Source organism: Xenorhabdus hominickii, assembly GCF_002632725.1.
GTDB lineage: Bacteria > Pseudomonadota > Gammaproteobacteria > Enterobacterales > Enterobacteriaceae > Xenorhabdus > Xenorhabdus hominickii.
This window is the reverse complement of sequence record NZ_NJAI01000001.1, coordinates 928816-946436: the sequence shown is the minus strand read 5'-3', so window position 1 is coordinate 946436 and position 17621 is coordinate 928816. Positions and strand designations below refer to the sequence as shown.

18 protein-coding genes are annotated in these 17621 nt (G+C 48.4%); 15 read left to right on the top strand and 3 right to left on the bottom strand.

Annotated elements, in window-relative coordinates:
* Positions 1–80: 80 nt before the first annotated feature.
* Positions 81–2153, bottom strand: coding sequence for a phenylacetic acid degradation bifunctional protein PaaZ (gene paaZ, locus Xhom_RS04270; protein ID WP_069317539.1), 2073 nt, complete (start codon positions 2151–2153; stop codon positions 81–83).
* Positions 2154–2481: 328 nt separating this feature from the next.
* On the opposite strand from paaZ, the gene paaA reads away from it, so the two are divergent.
* The 14 genes from paaA to catB all read left to right on the top strand — a co-directional run bounded on the left by paaA (position 2482) and on the right by catB (position 15909).
* Entirely contained in the window at positions 2482–3423 is a 942-nt protein-coding gene (gene paaA / locus Xhom_RS04265) for a 1,2-phenylacetyl-CoA epoxidase subunit PaaA (protein WP_069317538.1), read from the top strand.
* Positions 3424–3496: 73 nt separating this feature from the next.
* A complete protein-coding gene (paaB, locus tag Xhom_RS04260) occupies positions 3497–3784 on the top strand; it encodes a 1,2-phenylacetyl-CoA epoxidase subunit PaaB (protein ID WP_069317537.1) in 288 nt (95 codons plus the stop codon).
* 12 nt (positions 3785–3796) lie between these two features.
* On the top strand, positions 3797–4573 hold the full coding sequence (gene paaC / locus Xhom_RS04255; protein ID WP_069317536.1) for a 1,2-phenylacetyl-CoA epoxidase subunit PaaC: 777 nt from the start codon (positions 3797–3799) through the stop codon (positions 4571–4573).
* Positions 4574–4642: 69 nt separating this feature from the next.
* On the top strand, positions 4643–5158 hold the full coding sequence (gene paaD, locus Xhom_RS04250; protein WP_069317535.1) for a 1,2-phenylacetyl-CoA epoxidase subunit PaaD: 516 nt from the start codon (positions 4643–4645) through the stop codon (positions 5156–5158).
* A 26-nt stretch (positions 5159–5184) separates the two neighbouring features.
* Positions 5185–6273, top strand: coding sequence for a 1,2-phenylacetyl-CoA epoxidase subunit PaaE (gene paaE, locus Xhom_RS04245; RefSeq protein ID WP_069317534.1), 1089 nt, complete (start codon positions 5185–5187; stop codon positions 6271–6273).
* A 25-nt stretch (positions 6274–6298) separates the two neighbouring features.
* The gene (gene paaF, locus Xhom_RS04240) at positions 6299–7072 is read left to right on the top strand and encodes a 2,3-dehydroadipyl-CoA hydratase PaaF (protein WP_069317533.1); all 774 of its coding nucleotides are present in this window, start codon (positions 6299–6301) and stop codon (positions 7070–7072) included.
* Between the two features lie 3 nt (positions 7073–7075).
* Positions 7076–7873: a 2-(1,2-epoxy-1,2-dihydrophenyl)acetyl-CoA isomerase PaaG gene (gene paaG, locus Xhom_RS04235; RefSeq protein ID WP_069317532.1), complete on the top strand. Its 798-nt coding sequence runs from the start codon at positions 7076–7078 to the stop codon at positions 7871–7873.
* 8 nt (positions 7874–7881) lie between these two features.
* Positions 7882–9558, top strand: a complete 1677-nt coding sequence (locus Xhom_RS04230) for a 3-hydroxyacyl-CoA dehydrogenase (protein WP_071933926.1) — start codon at positions 7882–7884, stop codon at positions 9556–9558.
* Positions 9548–10024, top strand: coding sequence for a hydroxyphenylacetyl-CoA thioesterase PaaI (gene paaI, locus Xhom_RS04225; protein WP_069317531.1), 477 nt, complete (start codon positions 9548–9550; stop codon positions 10022–10024). Before Xhom_RS04230 ends, paaI begins: the two co-directional genes overlap by 11 nt.
* Positions 10021–11229, top strand: coding sequence for a 3-oxoadipyl-CoA thiolase (pcaF, locus tag Xhom_RS04220; protein ID WP_069317530.1), 1209 nt, complete (start codon positions 10021–10023; stop codon positions 11227–11229). The genes paaI and pcaF overlap by 4 nt, the downstream gene beginning before the upstream one ends.
* Before the next feature lie 85 nt (positions 11230–11314).
* A complete protein-coding gene (gene paaK / locus Xhom_RS04215; RefSeq protein ID WP_069317529.1) occupies positions 11315–12646 on the top strand; it encodes a phenylacetate--CoA ligase PaaK in 1332 nt (443 codons plus the stop codon).
* A 102-nt stretch (positions 12647–12748) separates the two neighbouring features.
* Positions 12749–13690: a phenylacetic acid degradation operon negative regulatory protein PaaX gene (paaX, locus tag Xhom_RS04210; protein WP_069317528.1), complete on the top strand. Its 942-nt coding sequence runs from the start codon at positions 12749–12751 to the stop codon at positions 13688–13690.
* 271 nt (positions 13691–13961) lie between these two features.
* Positions 13962–15227, top strand: coding sequence for a CmlA/FloR family chloramphenicol efflux MFS transporter (gene cml, locus Xhom_RS04205; RefSeq protein ID WP_069317527.1), 1266 nt, complete (start codon positions 13962–13964; stop codon positions 15225–15227).
* A 43-nt stretch (positions 15228–15270) separates the two neighbouring features.
* Positions 15271–15909 (top strand): type B chloramphenicol O-acetyltransferase, encoded by a 639-nt coding sequence (gene catB / locus Xhom_RS04200; protein WP_069318528.1) that lies wholly within the window; start codon positions 15271–15273, stop codon positions 15907–15909.
* Positions 15910–15988: 79 nt separating this feature from the next.
* On the opposite strand, the gene Xhom_RS04195 is transcribed toward catB, so the two are convergent.
* Positions 15989–16204, bottom strand: a complete 216-nt coding sequence (locus Xhom_RS04195; RefSeq protein ID WP_069317526.1) for a hypothetical protein — start codon at positions 16202–16204, stop codon at positions 15989–15991.
* Between the two features lie 327 nt (positions 16205–16531).
* On the bottom strand, positions 16532–16756 hold the full coding sequence (locus tag Xhom_RS04190) for a hypothetical protein (protein ID WP_069317525.1): 225 nt from the start codon (positions 16754–16756) through the stop codon (positions 16532–16534).
* Between the two features lie 294 nt (positions 16757–17050).
* Between Xhom_RS04190 and Xhom_RS04185 the strand changes: the two genes are divergently transcribed.
* The gene (locus tag Xhom_RS04185; protein ID WP_069317524.1) at positions 17051–17593 is read left to right on the top strand and encodes a dihydrofolate reductase family protein; all 543 of its coding nucleotides are present in this window, start codon (positions 17051–17053) and stop codon (positions 17591–17593) included.
* Positions 17594–17621 lie beyond the last annotated feature (28 nt).

The following is a 17621-nucleotide window of genomic DNA, read 5'->3' as shown; positions in this document are numbered from 1 at the left end:
ATTTCAAGTTGCAGCTTTGGTGGCTGCAACTTTTCTCTAATTGTTCCCTTGATTTAACAAATATCGCTTCACTGGCTGGCCTACACCGATGCTGCAAAATCACCCTGTTGCCTTTCCACCAACGTAAGGATGCTATAAAGCGCCACAGGTTGCTGTTCTTGGTTCAATACCTGCACATCCCACATCACAACGCCATGTGGTTTGTCTTCCTGAGTCTTCTGGATTTTTTTGATCTTCTTCTTACAAGTCAACCTAACTTGGATCGTATCGCCTATCTTGACTGGCTCAATAAATCGCAGGTTTTCCATACCATAGTTAGCCAGCACAGGCCCAACCGCCCCATCAACGAATAAACCCGCTGCGGCCGATACGACAAAATAGCCATGTGCTACGCGCTCACCGAACAGGGACTCCGCCGCACCAATTTTATCCATGTGCGCATAAAAGTGATCACCACTCAGGCAAGCGAAATTGACGATATCCGCTTCCGTCACCGTCCGGCGAGCTGTCAGCAGACTTTCACCAATTTCTAGCTGTTCGAAATATTTGCGGAATGGATGGATTGGATCTTCCTTCACTTTTGCACCGCGAACCCACTCACGGCCAATCGCAGACAGCATATTTGGACTGCCTTGAATCGCAGTACGCTGCATGTAGTGTTTCACCGCACGCAGCCCACCCAATTCTTCACCGCCCCCTGCACGCCCCGGCCCACCGTGTACCAACATCGGCAATGGCGAACCATGCCCGGTGGATTCCGCAGATGCCGCTTCATCCAGTACCAACATACGACCATGAGCACACGCCGTCGCGCGGATTACCTGTAAAGCAATTTGCTCATTTGCCGTGACCAATGATCCCACCAGACTGCCTTGCCCCATCGCCGCCAACGCAATAGCCTGTTCGGTATCCTGATAAGCCATTAGCGTGGAAACCGGCCCAAAGGCTTCCGTACCATGCACAACCTGATTTGTCATTGGATCAGCGCAGTAAAGTAAAGTTGGTGGATAAAACGCACCATTGCAGTGGGTATCACCTGCCAACACTAGCTTATCCAAGGAACCGCCACACAAGACCTCACAGCCGCTGTTCAATAATTCATTGACCTTCGTTTGTACTTCATCGCGTTGTTCAAGGCTAATCAATGCCCCCATCCGCACGTCCGGCAAAGCCGGATCGCCCACAGCCACGCCAGACAGCCGCTTGAGCAAAGCTTGTTTTACAGCTTCAATCTGGCTGGCTGGCACAATAATCCGCCGGATAGCCGTACATTTCTGCCCCGCTTTAACCGTCATCTCACGGGCAACTTCCTTAATGAATATCCCAAATTCCGGCATATCAGGCGTAATATCCTCACCTAAAATGCAGCAGTTAAGGGAATCCGCCTCCATCGTAAAGGGGATGGATTTTTCCATCAGACGAGGATGAGCGCGTAGCTTCTGCCCTGTCTGTGCCGATCCGGTAAAGGTCACAACATCCTGATAATCGAGATGATCAAATAGATCGCCAACACCCCCGCAGATCAATTGCAATGATCCTTCCGGTATCAGGCCACTATCGATGATCATTTTCACCATCGCCTGCGTCAATTGGGCGGATGCCGTAGCTGGTTTGATAATGGCCGGCATCCCCGCCATCCACGTTGGCGCCAATTTTTCCAGCATTCCCCAGCAGGGAAAGTTAAAAGCGTTAATGTGTAACGCAACACCGGGTCGGGAAGTCAGTACATGCCGAGCCATAAACTGGGACTGTTTAGACAACGAGATCATTTCATCTTCCGGCCACAGGGTATCATCCGGTAACTCACGTCCGGCCAGGCCTGCATAAGAGAAGAGCGTTGCAACTCCTCCTTCAATATCCACCCAACCATCTGCACGGGTTGCCCCCGTTTCTGCGGAAATGGTGTACAGCGCTTCTTTGTTGGCAAGCAGATGCTTTGCAACTGCTTTCATCATCTGCGCACGCTGCTGGAACGTCATAGCGGCCAGCGCCTTTCCACCTTTTTTACGGGCATACTCTAAACTCTTGGCCAGCGGCAACCCTTCTGAAGATACCTGATACAAGGCTTCACCACTGACTGCATGGTGAATGGTTCTGGTGTTGCCGTGCCCATAAACCCAAGTTCCACAAATGTAACTCGCTAACTGTTGCATTTTTTTCTCCACCGATCTCATTAATGAATCAATCATTAAGTAAAATAATGATATTTATGTATCACATAATCTATTAACAAGACCACCCATTAAATTAACAAAATAAAAACATTTGCAGCTAATCACTTATCAATATTCTTATCCACATCAAACAACAAAAATTAACCATATGTTTTTAAATGAATAAAAATTCATATTGTGATGAACCCTACAAATACACAGTGATAGCATTTGATATTTTTGTTATCAATTTGTAGATTTACAGTTACTTAAAATGATTCACTTTTAAATTATAAATAAGAAAATAAGAATCATAATGGAGTTAATTATGACAATTGACCCACTTCAGGTGCACTTTGATGCCAAAATAGCGGCAGATATTTCCATCGAGGCCAAGGATTGGATGCCCGATGCCTATCGCCACAACCTGATACGCCAGATAGGTCAACATGCCCATTCAGAAGTAGTCGGCATGCTACCGGAAGCTAACTGGATCACCCGCGCCCCTTCGTTACGCCGTAAAGCGGTATTGCTCGCCAAAGTACAGGATGAGGCAGGCCACGGGCTTTACCTCTACAGCGCCGCAGAAACACTGGGCTGTACTCGTCAGGACATCTACCAGAAGCTGTTAGATGGCAAGATGAAATATTCTTCGATCTTCAATTATCCCACGCCCAGTTGGGCTGATGTTGGTGTGATTGGTTGGCTTGTAGATGGAGCAGCTATCGTAAACCAAGTCGCTTTGTGCCGTGCATCTTATGGTCCCTATGCCCGTGCGATGGTGAAAATCTGCAAAGAGGAAAGTTTCCACCAGCGACAAGGTTACGAAGCCGTCATGGTGCTGGCTAATGGCAACGAAGCTCAACGCGCAATGTTGCAAGATGCCATCAACCGTTTTTGGTGGCCAACGCTGATGATGTTTGGCCCAAATGACAGTGATTCCCCCAATAGCGCCCAGAGCATGGCGTGGAAAATCAAGCGATTCAGCAATGATGAACTACGGCAAAAATTTATCGACAACACGGTGCCCCAACTGGAAGCTCTGGGCATGACAGCCCCCGATCCGGCGCTGGCTTGGGATGAAACCACAGGGCATTACCGTTTTGGTGAAATCGACTGGGAAGAATTCTATCAAGTGCTAAAAGGACAAGGGATATGCAATCACGAGCGCTTGGAGGCCAAGCGCCAAGCTTGGGAGAACGGGAGTTGGGTACGCGAGGCGGCTTCGATTCATGCCAAGAAAAAAGCCACCAAACAGAATGCCGCTTAAAGCTCTTAATGAGGGAACTTATATTACGGGATTTAGTGACGGGACTTGGCGACAGGAACAGGAGACAATAAACATGAACGATACCGATTGGCCACTGTATGAAGTCTTTGTCCGCAGTAAACAGGGATTGGCTCACCGCCATGTCGGCAGCCTCCATGCGGCAGATGATCAAATGGCTCTGGAGAACGCACGCGATGCCTACACTCGTCGCAATGAAGGCTGCTCAATTTGGGTCGTAAAATCCATCTATTTGATAGCATCACAGCCAGAAGATCGCGGGGCTTTTTTTGAACCTTCGGAGGATAAAATTTATCGTCATCCGACTTTCTACACTATTCCTGATGGCATCAAAAATATGTAGGAGACGGAAATTATGTATACCCATAGCGTTTCCTCCACCAACCATGATTTGTTTAATTACGTGCTACGTCAGGGAGACACACCGTTAATTCTGGCACAACGCCTGTGCGAATGGTGCGGACACGCGCCAGAACTGGAACTTGATCTCGCGCTGTCCAATATTGGACTCGATCTATTGGGTCAGTCTCGCCATTTTCTCAGCTACGCAGCCACCCTTTCAGGAACAGGGCTGGATGAAGATCATCTGGCATTTGGTCGTGATGAACGTGAATTCCTCAATCTACTGCTGGTGGAACAGCCTAACGGTGGTTTTAACGACACACTGGTACGCCAATTTTTTATCGATGCCTATCACGTCCTGCTGCATCAAGCACTGGGGCGGAGCCGTGATTCCCAACTGGCCGCCATCAGCACCAAGTCCTTGAAGGAAGTGGAATATCACCTGCGATTCAGTCGGGGCTGGATGATCCGCTTAGGCGATGGCACACCGCAGAGTCGCCAGAAAATACAACAATCGATCGATCAATTGTGGCGCTTTACGGGTGAGCTGTTCCATTGCGACGAGATAGAGCAACGGCTTGCCGAAGGTGGCATCGCCGTTGATCCCAGCACCCTGTATGAACCATGGCGACAAATCGTCAATGAAACATTCGCAGAAGCCACATTGGAAATACCGGAAGAGTCACCTTACCGACAGGGCGGCAAGCAAGGGCAGCATACGGAACATCTGGGATACATACTGGCAGAAATGCAATTTCTGCAACGCACTTACCCCAACTGCACCTGGTGAAAAACACGGATAACTCGCTACAGCGATCTGATCTCGCTAATGACTAGCTGATAACGATAAGGGGGAGAGATGGAAAAGCCATTTAATACAAGCCATCTAGAAATTCGGCAACCACAGATCCATCAGATCTGGCAGTGCCTGCACCAGATTGCCGATCCAGAGTTGCCCGATCTCTCTATTACCGATCTCGGCATGATCCGGGCTGTCACCTCCTTACAAACTGGCTGGCGGGTGACATTTACCCCAACATATTCCGGCTGTCCTGCCACAGAATACCTGATCAATGCCATTCAAGAAACGCTAATACAGGCTGGTTTTTCGCCAGTATATGTCGAAGTGAGCCTGACTCCCGCATGGACAACCGATTGGATGAATACAGATGCCAAACAACGCCTGCGCAAATCAGGCATCGCTCCCCCCCAGGGATTGGCTTGTGAAAAACCAATGGATGCTGAATCCATTACCTGCCCACGCTGTAATAGTCATGAAACGGAAAAAATCAGTGAATTCGGTTCCACCGCCTGCAAAGCCCTCTATCGCTGCCAGCAGTGTCTGGAACCGTTTGATTATTTCAAATGTATTTAATAAGGAATTGAATGAGGAAGTAGAAGATGGTTACTTTTCATCGCCTGAGTTTTCACCGATTGAGCATCGCCGCCATTGAACGGGAAACACCAGAGGCCGTTACCGTCACGCTGCATGTTCCCGATGAACTAAAGACTCGTTTCTGTTATCAACCCGGCCAACATCTGACACTCAAGGCACAGGTGAATGGTGAAGAACTACGGCGCTGCTACTCCATTTGTAGTTCACCACTGGATGACTCATTGCAGATTGGCGTCAAGGCCGTTTATCAGGGCCGTTTTTCAACTTTTATCAATCAGCAGTTAAAAGTCGGGGATGAATTGGAAGTGATGCTGCCACAAGGCACTTTTGGCCATCATCCTGATGCAAACCAGCAGGGAAATTATCTGGCTATCGCAGCCGGCTCGGGTATCACGCCGATTCTATCTATTATCAAAAGTACACTGGCATTGGAACCGGATAGCTCATTCACCTTGATTTATGGCAATCGCACGGGCCGTTCTGTCATGTTTAAAGAGGCGCTGGCCGACCTCAAAAATCGCTATCTGCATCGTTTCCAAGTGTTGTATCTATTCAGTCAGGAAGCCATCGATAGTCCCCTGTTTAACGGGCGCATTGATACCGAACACCTGCATAGAATAGGCAAAATCTTGCTCAACTTTGCCCACTTTGACCACGCCTTTCTCTGTGGGCCTGAGACCATGTTGGAAGATGCCCGGTCGGTGCTGGAGCAAGCGGGAATGTCTGCCAACTCCATCCATAGCGAACGCTTCAATACCGAATATACCCAGAAAACTAAGGCAGGTTTTCGTCCCGTCAATATCACCGGACGCAGCGAAACTCGCGTCGAAATTCATCTGGATGGCCGCACCCTCAACATTGCCATGAGTGCCGAAGATGACAGCATTCTCGATGCCGCTTTGCGTCAAGGTGCGGATTTGCCCTACGCCTGTAAAGGAGGGGTGTGCGCCACCTGCAAATGTCGACTCACGTCCGGGGAAGTAGATATGGCGGTGAACTACAGCCTCGAACCCGATCAATTGGCGGCCGGCTATATCTTAAGTTGCCAGTCATGGCCGAAAGGCGATGGGGTAGTCGTAGATTTTGATGTCTAGACGTTTTCATTAATGAGGAACCACCATGAATCAGGAATGGATTTTATGCCACCAGCAAAAAAGGGTACGCACACTCACCCTCAACCGCCCGGAAGTGCGCAATGCCCTCAGTAATGATTGTCTTGAACAGCTCGTCCAGCAATTGGAACAAGCGGATGTGGATAACGGAACTGGTGCCGTTGTTATTACAGGTTCATCACGCTGTTTCGCGGCAGGGGCTGACCTGAAGGAATTACAACAGCAAACCGTTGCCACCGCGATGACTGACCGCCGTCCACAACTCTGGCAACGCTTAAACAATATCAGCAAGCCTCTGATCGCCGCCGTAAATGGCTATGCGCTTGGGGCAGGCTGCGAACTGGTGCTGGCTTGTGATTTGGTGATTTGTGGAGAAAGTGCCCGTTTTGGCCTACCGGAAATCACGTTGGGACTGATCCCCGGGGCGGGGGGAACACAGCGGCTCATTCGCAGCGTTGGCAAAGCACTGGCTTACCAGATGGTTCTCACGGGTGAAGCTATTAATGCCCAATCAGCGCAACAAGCAGGGCTGGTCAGTGAAGTTTGCATTGATGAGCTGACATTAGAACGTGCAGAACAAATCGCACAACGCATCAGCAAATTTTCACCGCTGGCACTGCGGGCCGCCAAAGCCGCACTCAAAACCTCACAGGAAACAGGCCTGTCACAAGGGTTACTTGCCGAACGCCAGCAGTTTGTCGCTCTGGCAGGTACAGCCGATCGTCAGGAAGGCATCACCGCCTTTCTGGAAAAACGTAAACCAATATTCAAAGGGTTCTGATAGATGGAAAACATGTCAACGGTACTTACTGATATTAAAGCCGGTGTTCTTAGTATTACGCTCAACCGCCCGGAATGCCTCAACAGCTTTAACGAGGAATTACATCAACAATTAAGTAAGGCGATGGGTATTGCTGAACAGGACGAATCTGTGCGTAGTGTCTTGCTGACAGGAGCGGGACGTGGCTTCTGTTCAGGACAGGATTTGAATGACCGTAATGCCATTATCTCCGATGGCTTAGTTCCCGATCTCGGTCAATCCGTTGAGCGTTACTACAATCCCCTAATCCGACGCATGACTTCCTTGCCTAAACCTATTATCTGCGCCGTCAACGGTGTGGCAGCAGGCGCAGGCGTCTCCCTTGCACTAGCCTGTGACATTGTTATCGCTTCCCGAACCGCCAGCTTTATCCAAGCCTTCTGCCGTATTGGTCTGACGCCGGATTCGGGCGGAAGCTGGTTCCTGCCCCATAAGATTGGACATGCCCGCGCAATGGGAATGGCATTATTGGGAGACAAAATCAGTGCTGATCAAGCACAGGAATGGGGAATGATCTGGCAAGTCGCCGAGCCCGATGAATTAGAAGAGAAAACACAGAAACTTGCGCAGCATCTGGCAGCCCAGCCCACAGTGGCACTTGGCTGCATCAAGCAAGCCACTTATGCCGCAGCCGCCAATACCTTGGAGCAACAGCTTGATCTCGAACGTGACTTGCAACGCCTGTGCGGACGCAGTGAAGACTTCCGTGAAGGCGTTAATGCGTTTATTGAAAAACGCCATCCAGCGTTCAAGGGGAAATAATCATGACCATGCCTCTACTCCACAGCCCCATTAGCACTATTGATGCAGATATTATTGATGCAGGCATTATAGGTATTATTGGTGCAGGCACCATGGGCATCGGCATTGCTCAAGTCGCGGCTCAAGCAGGGCATTCTGTCCTGCTGTTTGATGTGAACAGCGAAGCATCGAGTCATGCGTTGGATAATCTCCGCGCTCGTCTGCGTCAACGCGTGGAAGCTGGCAAAGCAGAGGCTGATGCAACTGAACTCCTGTTAAAACGCATTACCCGGGTTGATTCGTTACAAACTCTGGCACCATGTGCGCTGGTGATTGAAGCAATAGTAGAACAATTGGAAGCCAAACAGGATCTTTTCCGCCAACTGGATGCTATTTGTCCGGCCCAAACGCTATTTGCCAGCAACACCTCATCACTCTCGATTACCGCGATTGCCCGCGTTCTGTCTTCACCACAACGTATGGCTGGGCTACATTTTTTCAATCCAGCACCTTTGATGAAATTAGTGGAAATTGTACAAGGGTTGGAAACCTCTCCCCAAACCGTGACAACCCTTAAAATGCTTGCCACCAACTGGAAAAAGCAGCCCGTGATTTGTCGCTCTAGCCCCGGTTTTATCGTCAATCGTATTGCCCGTCCATTTTATGCAGAAGCCTTGCGTGCTCTGGAAGAGCAAGTCGCTTCCCCCGCGACGCTGGATACAGTGATGAAAGAATCTGGCGGCTTTGCGATGGGGCCATTACAGCTTACCGATTTAATTGGTCATGACGTTAACTACGCGGTGACTGAATCCCTGTTCCACGCTTTCCACAACGATCCTCGTTTCCAACCCTCTCTGCGGCAGAAAGAATTAGTCGATGCCGGCCATTTGGGGCGTAAGCGTGGTCGTGGATTCTACCTCTATAATATGCAAGGAAATAACGTACAAGGAAACAGCGGAAAAAAAGAGGCTCAGCCACTTCCCAAAATAGAGCCTAAGCAGAGCAAAGAAAAAAAACAGCCTACGAGGCTCAAGGCAACCGGGAATTGGGCGGCATTGCCTCATTTTGTCTCCCTGCTACAGAAACCTAAATTACAGCAGTATGGGATCGTCTTCGAAGAAGGAAAAAATGACCGATTCCATTCCCCCACCTTACACATTGACGATATTATTTTGACGCTGACTAAAGGGAGAACCTGCGCCCAGCTTGCTGATGAAGTCAGAGTTCCGGTGATGCAATTTGATCTTTCCGCCAATCATCTATCGGCCCCTGTTATCACCCTCAGCACGGCTTGCCAGAATACGCCCCATCAAACAGCAAAAGTAGTTGGCTTCCTGCAATCTCTCGGCAAGCAAGTGATCCTCCTGCCCGATTATCCCGCCCTGCTGACAATGCGTACCGTTGCTATGCTGTGTAACGAAGCGCTGGATGCCCTCAATAAAGGCCTCGCCAGCGCCGAAGATATCGACTTAGCGATGCTCGATGGCGTGAATTATCCCATTGGCCCATTGGCATGGGGTGAGCAATTGGGCTGGAAACATATTCTCAGTACGCTGGAAAACTTGCAGAAATTCTATGGAGAACCCCGTTACCGACCTGCGCCTCTGCTGCGCCAACTGGCAGCAGATCATGCCAAATTGCAGCTTCACGGACAGCACGAAAATTATAATGAAAACCATAATAAGGAGAGCGCCGATGCACGATAACTCCACCAGCCAACTGGCTAGACGCTGCATTGAAGCCATGTATGCCAAAGACATCTGTGCTCAAAGTATGGGAATGCACATCGAGCATATTGACGTGGGGATCGCCCGACTCAGCATGACGATTGTACCCAATATGCTCAACGGCCATCAACGCTGTCACGGCGGTATTCTGTTCAGTCTGGCAGATACCACCTTTGCCTACGCCTGCAACAGCGAAGGAATGGCAGCAGTGGCATCCAGTGGCAGCATTGACTTCATCCGTCCCGCGTTGATTGGTGATCATCTCATCGCCAATGCGTCTGTGCGACATCAAGGTAAAGCCACAGGTCTGTACGATGTCGAAATCATCAATCAGAACAACAAAATCGTGGCACTGTTCCGTGGCCGTGCCCATCGCCTCAGCCACACCATTCTAGAAAACATTCCGGCAACTATTCCAGAAAACAATCAGGGAGAGCCATTATGACTCATGCGTTTATCTGTGATGGTGTACGCACCCCCATCGGGCGTTATGGCGGAGCGTTATCCAGCCTACGGGCTGATGATCTGGCGGCCTTGCCGCTACAGGCATTGATGGCACGCTATCCTACGCTGGATTGGGGAAAAGTTGATGATGTGATCCTCGGCTGTGCCAATCAGGCGGGCGAAGATAATCGCAACGTAGCGCGCATGGCTTCACTGTTGGCGGGCCTGCCGGATTCAGTCTCCGGCACGACAATCAATCGGCTGTGCGGCTCCGGTCTGGATGCATTGGCTTTTGCCGCTCGCAGTATCAAAGCCGGTGACGCCCGACTGATATTGGCAGGTGGTGTTGAATCCATGACGCGTGCGCCGTTAGTGATGGGCAAAGCAGAAAGTGCCTTCAGCCGTCAGGCAGAGATATTTGATACCACGCTCGGCTGGCGATTCATTAATCCGCAAATACAAAAACAGTTCGGCACAGATTCAATGCCAGAAACAGCCGAAAACGTTGCCGCACAATACCAAATTAGCCGTGACGATCAGGATGCCTTTGCGCTGCGCAGCCAACAACGCACCGCCAGTGCGCAACAGCGTGCCGTACTGGCGGAAGAAATCATTCCTGTCACTCTGTCCCACAAAAAAGGCATAGCAACAACCATCACGCAGGATGAACATCCACGGCCAGAAACAACTTTCGAGCAACTGCAACGGTTGAAAACACCGTTCCGTACTGCCGGCACAGTCACAGCGGGAAACGCTTCCGGTATCAACGATGGGGCGGCAGCACTCATCATCGCCTCAGAAACAGCGGCATTAAGGGAAGGGCTGACTCCACGTGCACGCATCGTTGCAACAGCAACGTGTGGAGTAGAGCCGCGCATCATGGGGATCGGGCCGCTGCCTGCCACTCGTAAGGTACTGGAACTCACGGGCTTAAGCCTGAACCAAATGGATGTCATTGAGTTGAACGAAGCCTTCGCCGCGCAGTCACTGGCCGTAACGCGCCAATTAGGGCTACCGGATGATGCAGAACACGTAAACCCGAATGGTGGTGCGATTGCGCTGGGCCATCCGTTGGGCATGAGTGGTGCTCGCCTTGCGCTGACGGCCAGCCTTGAACTGGAACGGCGAGCCGGTCGTTATGCCTTATGCACCATGTGCATTGGCGTAGGACAAGGCATCGCCATGATTATTGAACGTATTTCATAATACGTAACTTTTTATAGCCAGCACCTGCATATAAATAAAAAAACAACCTGTTATTACAACCAAATCAACAAAAGGACAGGAAACTATGAGCAACAACGTACAACACTTAAACACCCACCCTGACGAGCACCTAGACCCCATTGAATTTGCTTCACGAGATGAAATTCAGGCGCGGCAATTTGAGCAAATAAAGTGGACTTTGCATCACGCCTACAACAACGTGCCCATGTACCGCCGCAAATTTGACGCTATCGATATTCACCCCAGTGATTTCAAGCAACTCGATGACATCATTAAATTTCCCTATACCACCAAACAAGATCTGCGGGAGAACTACCCTTTTGATACTTTCGCTGTCCCAATGGAACAAATCGTGCGGATCCACGCGTCATCCGGCACCACAGGGCGCCCTACCGTAGTCGGTTATACCCAGCGGGATATCGATAATTGGGCAGATCTCGTCGCCCGTAGCCTACGCTTTGCCGGTGCCAGCGCGAAGGATAAAGTCCACGTTGCCTACGGTTACGGCTTATTCACAGGCGGTTTGGGAGCGCATTACGGAGCTGAACGACTTGGTGCCGCCGTGATACCGATGTCTTGCGGGCAAACAGAAAAACAGGCACAGCTAATTAGGGATTTCAAACCCGATATTCTCATGATGACCCCCTCCTACTGCCTGACCCTGCTGGATGAACTGGAGCGGCAAATGGGCGGAGATGCCAGAACATGTTCCCCGCGTGTCGGAATTTTTGGCGCCGAGCCGTGGACGGAGGGCCTGCGCAACGAGATCGAAACCCGCATGAGCATCAAGGCGTTAGATATCTACGGCTTATCCGAAATCATGGGGCCGGGTGTTGCGATGGAGTCTGTGGAATATGCGGATGGTTCTACCATTTGGGAAGATCATTTCTATCCAGAAGTGATTGATCCTGACAACTTGAACATACTGCCGGATGGAGAGCATGGCGAACTGGTTTTCACAACACTGACTAAAGAAGCCATGCCAGTGATCCGTTACCGCACTCGCGACCTGACACGTTTATTACCGGGAACCGCCCGCAATATGCGTCGCATGGACAAAATCACTGGACGCTCTGACGACATGCTGATCATCCGTGGCATTAACGTCTTTCCATCACAAGTGGAAGAACAGATAACACGCTTCAAAGAATTGTCTCCACACTACCAATTGGAAGTAAACCGCATAGGAAATTATGACAGCCTGTCCGTCAAGGTCGAACTAAAAGAGCCCGACCGACTCAGTGCTCAACAACGCTGCGATATCTGCCATCAATTGCGCCATCACATTAAATCCATGATAGGGCTCAGCGCCGAAGTCAGCATCGTTAACTGCGGTGGCATTCCCCGTTCAGAGGGCAAAGCTGTTCGGGTGATTGATAATCGTCTGCATCACTAACGGTTCTACCACCGTTAACTCCAAACGGTGGTGGTTTCCCTGAGCGCATCATCCCAGTTACGCTAAAGTCATGACACAATTTCGAGCAGGTAATGACAAAATATGACACATAAACTCGACGACTTTATCCGACATGCCCTTGATGCCCAACCCATTAGCGGAACGTCACTGATCATTTCCTTGTTTGGCGATGCCATCAGTCATCGGGGTGGTGAAGTTTGGCTTGGCAGTCTGAGCCTTCTGCTGGAACCCATGGGATTCAGTGACCGCTTTGTGCGGACATCCCTTTTTCGCTTGCAAAAAGAAGGTTGGCTGGCTGTGGAAAAAATCGGCCGACGCAGCTATTACCGCATCACCGAGCGGGGTATGAATCAATTCCGCCATGCTGAAAGCAAAATTTACCTCAGTGAGCAACCAGAATGGGATGGTAAATGGGATCTGCTGCTACTTGAAGAAACCAGCAAAGAAGAGCGCTCTCGTCTGAAAAAAGAGCTGAGTTGGCTTGGATTCGGTCAGCTCAACAATACCCTGATGGCTGCACCAAGCAGCTCGCAAAGTGACATCCCAGCCCTGCTTGGGGAACTCAATGCCAGTGATTCCGTCATCTATTTTCGGGCAGACTATCCCTACCTGCGTTCCGAACAAAGCCTGAAAGATCGGGTATCGGCCAGTTGGTCATTGGATCAAGTCGCGCAACACTATCACGAATTTATCGTCTCATTTCGTCCCTTAATGAAACTGCTGCAAGAGAGTAATGAAATCGATTTGACACCAGAGCGCTGCTTCCAGTTACGTCTTCTGCTTATCCATTTTTATCGCCGTGTTGTACTACGCGATCCACTGCTGCCGGATGCACTGCTGCCTGCACAATGGAAAGGACAGATCGCCCGCAACTTATGTATCAATATCTATCAACGGATTGAGCTTGCTGCAACACGTTACGTCAGCGAACAATGTGAAACCACCATAGGTACGTTGCCCCAGCCTGCTACTGCGTATTATCGTCGGTTTGGTGGATTGCATAACGAATCCAGCTCCGTCTGACGATGTACCCAGAGGAAACGGTTATTCTCAACTGGACAAAAAACGCTCTTGTTGGTACGATGCCCTTTATTAATATTTTCCGTATCTTAGCGTGAAAATTGTTACGATATGGATCCATTCATAAGGTAATCCGCATATGAGTCTCACCAAGAGAGTAGTTAAGTAAGCCGCAGCAACCCTAGTTCCTAGTTTTTTCGGTTGTTGCGGCGTTCTCAAAAACCACATAGCTTACGAGATCGCCGCCAAATCCTTAATTTGAGGAGATGGATTCGTGCACTCAAAAGACTTTTCCTGGCAATATTCTCTTACTGCCACAATATTACTGTTATCACCATTCGATTTACTGGCCTCACTGGGCATGGATATGTATCTGCCCGTAATTCCTTTCATCGCCGATGTACTTGGTGCCGGAGCAGGGATAATACAGCTAACATTGACGCTATACCTGATTCTGTTGGGAGCCGGTCAGCTTCTATTCGGCCCACTGTCAGACAGGTTTGGGCGCCGTCCTGTGTTACTGAGTGGTGGGATTGCTTACATTGCGGCTTCATTCGGCCTCGCCGCCGCTTCATCACCAGAAATTTTTCTGGGCTTCCGGGTTATTCAAGCCTGCGGTGCTTCGGCATGCCTCATAGCCACTTTCGCGACCATACGCGACATCTATTCAGGTCGTGAGGAAAGCAACATCATCTATGGCTTGCTCAGTTCTATGCTTGCTATGGTTCCAGCCTTAGGCCCACTGCTGGGAGCGCTGGTTGACATCTGGCTGGGGTGGCGCGCAATTTTTGGTTTGCTCGGGGTCGCAATGACACTAGCGATTATTGCAGCCTGGAAACTCTGGCCAGAGACCCGATGGCAACGGACGGCAGACTTACAGTGGTCGCAGCTACTTCTTCCTGTAAGACACCTGAATTTCTGGCTGTACACGCTCTGCTACAGTGCGGGGATGGGCAGCTTCTTCGTCTTTTTTTCGACTGCCCCTTGGCTAATGATGGGCCGACAAGAGTTATCGCAGCTTAGCTTCAGCTTGCTATTTGCAACAGTGGCCATCGCAATGGTGGTGACTTCGCGGTTCGTGGGAGGTCTGATTGTCCGGTGGGGCAGCCTGAATATGTTACGGGCGGGAATGGGCTGCCTGATGGCAGGAGCACTGTTACTAGCTATTGGAGAAACACTCATACCTCAATCGGTATTTGGCTTCATCGCCCCAATGTGGCTTGTCGGTGTTGGTATCGCTATTGCAGTTTCTGTGGCACCTAATGGTGCGCTTCTAGGTTTCGATCATATCGCCGGAACGGCTACAGCAGTCTACTTCTGCCTGGGGGGACTGCTGTTAGGAGGAGCCGGAACGCTCACCCTTACACTTTTATCCAGCTCGACTACCTGGCCGATTATCGCTTATTGCCTAATCCTGGCAACAACAGTGCTTTGTCTGTCCTGCTTTAATCCCAACAAACTCCATATTAGCAGTGAAGAGAATGATGCCCTCGCACCACGAGGAATTGGTCATTCGCAGTCGGACAATGATCATGACTAACACTGATATCTGGAAACCCATAATCAATAACAATAGGCACTCTATGCAAAACTACTTCGACAGCCCCTTTAAGGGCAAAACACTGGCAGAACAAGTCACCAACCCAAACATTCAGGTTGGACGTTTCAGCTACTATTCTGGTTACTATCACGGTCATTCTTTTGATGAATGCGCCCGTTATTTATCTCCTGATTTAACCAATGTGGACAAGCTCATCGTCGGCAGCTTCTGCTCCATTGGGACAGGTGTCGTCTTTATGATGGCGGGTAATCAAGGCCATCGGTTGGATTGGATTTCGTCATTTCCATTCTTCTATATGTCGGAAGAACCCGCCTTTACTGATGCAGAGAATGGTTATCTGCCGATGGGCGATACTGTTGTCGGTAATGACGTCTGGATTGGTGCCGAAGCGATTATCATGCCCGGCGTGAAAATTGGCGATGGGGCTGTAATTGGCACTCGTGCCCTTGTCACCAAGGATGTAGAACCTTACGCCATTATTGGCGGTAATCCAGCCAAAATGCTCCGAAAACGGTTTTCCGATGAGCATATCGCGTTATTGCTGGAAATGCAGTGGTGGAACTGGCCGCTGGAACAACTCAAGGCAGCCATGAAACTGATGACATCATCAGATATTGAAGCGCTGTATCTGTGGTGGAAAGCTCAGAACAGAGCGAAATAAGCCACCCATATCCAATATACACAGTAGATTTCAAATCATTGTCTTTACCAAACTGTTTGCAGGCTGCGGACAGTTTGGCTTATTGAACCTCACAGGGATTAATCGTGATTTTCTGCCCATGCAATTCACAATCATCAATAAGTTGAATCACACCTTCTTTAGCCCATAAAGCCTGTGCTCCTTCTGCTTCCTTATAAGGGACAACAGATGTAGACATGTTAATGAATGGTTTGCTGAATATAATGAATTTATAACTGTTTTCATCCTCACCTTCGGGTAGATCCCAATTAATCATATAATTTGCTGTTTTCCAAAACACAATAATATTTTTATGTTCTTCACTATCTTTTGTTTTATTCTATCTATAGTCAATCAGACAGGATTGATTATCTACATTTTGCAAATCAAATTGTCTAATAAGATAACTAAATGAAGGTAAATATCCTTTTTTATATTTATTAATTCCTAATGGTTTAAAATAATTATCTGGCTTTTTATTATAGATTCCCCAACCACCTGTTTCCCTCTAAGTTTTAAAGTTAAGTTTATCTTGCTTTGTAAAAGCAGTGATAGAGAATAATATTATAATAAAACCGATTAAATATTTCATATTTACAACCTCTTATTTAAAGTATCCATCTGATAATTTATAAAAGCCTTGTCCTTGCAATGAAAATAACTTGGTAAAATTTTGGCGCAGGGTTTTATTAGATTGAAATTTAAGGTGTTTTCTAGCATTACTATTTAAGCCATCAATCTTTAATGTCAGCATATTTCCTTTAGTCAGATGAAATACAGTTTCATTCAGGAATGTCCGGTTATTCTGTCTTATGATAAATTTAGACATAATTAATTATCCTTTTAGTTTTGTTGAAATCCATTCTTGATAAAACACATTCTATAATAAAAATTAATATTATGAATAAACCAAACTATTGTCCAGTAAAATACATATCTTAGTTGAATTTATTATATGTATATTATGTAATAAAAGTTACAATTAAGTCAGGTTAGCAAGTGATTTTTATGTGTTCAATATCGATTTTAAACACATACGCCAAAAAGAACTCTCAAAATAGCTAATCAATTTCTTTCCCGATTGCCAGAGTTCTATCCCCTATAATTTTAATGAGGAAAAAACATGTCAAAGCTCATCTATTATGTCGCCGCAACAATGGATGGCTATATTGCTACGAAAAACCACGAATTAGATTGGTTATACGAATGTCCTCTCGGTGACGACGCTACGCCTTATGATGAGTTTTATCAAAATATCGGGGCAACCATTATGGGAGCGGGTACCTACGAGTGGATCATGAAAAATGCCTCCGGTGAATGGCCATATCAAAATATCCCTTCTTTTGTTCTTTCCTCAAAAAACTTCACCATTCCAGACAACATTAATGCTGTTGTCACACAAGACAGCCCCAAAGATATTGCCACTCAAGCAAGAGCCGCAGCCAAAAACAAAGATGTTTGGGTTGTTGGAGGAGGTAAAACCGCCGCCAGTTTTGCAGATGCAGGAGAACTACAACAGCTCTTTATTACCACCGTTCCCGTTTTTTTAGGTGCTGGCATTCCTATCCTGCCGGTCAGCCAATCTATCCAAGTGACTCCTAATAAACAGCACTTTTTACGCAGTGGCGCGATTGAAACATTAATGGATATCAAGATAGAGAAATGATAATAAATTCTTAAGAACGTCTCTCGTT

What these genes read in the sequence shown, in the direction of transcription:
- paaZ (WP_069317539.1), bottom strand. Translation starts at nt 2,153, where the DNA reads ATGCAACAGTTAGCGAGTTACATTTGTGGAACTTGGGTTTATGGGCAC.
- paaA (WP_069317538.1), top strand. Translation starts at nt 2,482, where the DNA reads ATGACAATTGACCCACTTCAGGTGCACTTTGATGCCAAAATAGCGGCA.
- paaB (WP_069317537.1), top strand. Translation starts at nt 3,497, where the DNA reads ATGAACGATACCGATTGGCCACTGTATGAAGTCTTTGTCCGCAGTAAA.
- paaC (WP_069317536.1), top strand. Translation starts at nt 3,797, where the DNA reads ATGTATACCCATAGCGTTTCCTCCACCAACCATGATTTGTTTAATTAC.
- paaD (WP_069317535.1), top strand. Translation starts at nt 4,643, where the DNA reads ATGGAAAAGCCATTTAATACAAGCCATCTAGAAATTCGGCAACCACAG.
- paaE (WP_069317534.1), top strand. Translation starts at nt 5,185, where the DNA reads ATGGTTACTTTTCATCGCCTGAGTTTTCACCGATTGAGCATCGCCGCC.
- paaF (WP_069317533.1), top strand. Translation starts at nt 6,299, where the DNA reads ATGAATCAGGAATGGATTTTATGCCACCAGCAAAAAAGGGTACGCACA.
- paaG (WP_069317532.1), top strand. Translation starts at nt 7,076, where the DNA reads ATGGAAAACATGTCAACGGTACTTACTGATATTAAAGCCGGTGTTCTT.
- Xhom_RS04230 (WP_071933926.1), top strand. Translation starts at nt 7,882, where the DNA reads ATGCCTCTACTCCACAGCCCCATTAGCACTATTGATGCAGATATTATT.
- paaI (WP_069317531.1), top strand. Translation starts at nt 9,548, where the DNA reads ATGCACGATAACTCCACCAGCCAACTGGCTAGACGCTGCATTGAAGCC.
- pcaF (WP_069317530.1), top strand. Translation starts at nt 10,021, where the DNA reads ATGACTCATGCGTTTATCTGTGATGGTGTACGCACCCCCATCGGGCGT.
- paaK (WP_069317529.1), top strand. Translation starts at nt 11,315, where the DNA reads ATGAGCAACAACGTACAACACTTAAACACCCACCCTGACGAGCACCTA.
- paaX (WP_069317528.1), top strand. Translation starts at nt 12,749, where the DNA reads ATGACACATAAACTCGACGACTTTATCCGACATGCCCTTGATGCCCAA.
- catB (WP_069318528.1), top strand. Translation starts at nt 15,271, where the DNA reads ATGCAAAACTACTTCGACAGCCCCTTTAAGGGCAAAACACTGGCAGAA.
- Xhom_RS04195 (WP_069317526.1), bottom strand. Translation starts at nt 16,204, where the DNA reads ATGATTAATTGGGATCTACCCGAAGGTGAGGATGAAAACAGTTATAAA.
- Xhom_RS04190 (WP_069317525.1), bottom strand. Translation starts at nt 16,756, where the DNA reads ATGTCTAAATTTATCATAAGACAGAATAACCGGACATTCCTGAATGAA.
- Xhom_RS04185 (WP_069317524.1), top strand. Translation starts at nt 17,051, where the DNA reads ATGTCAAAGCTCATCTATTATGTCGCCGCAACAATGGATGGCTATATT.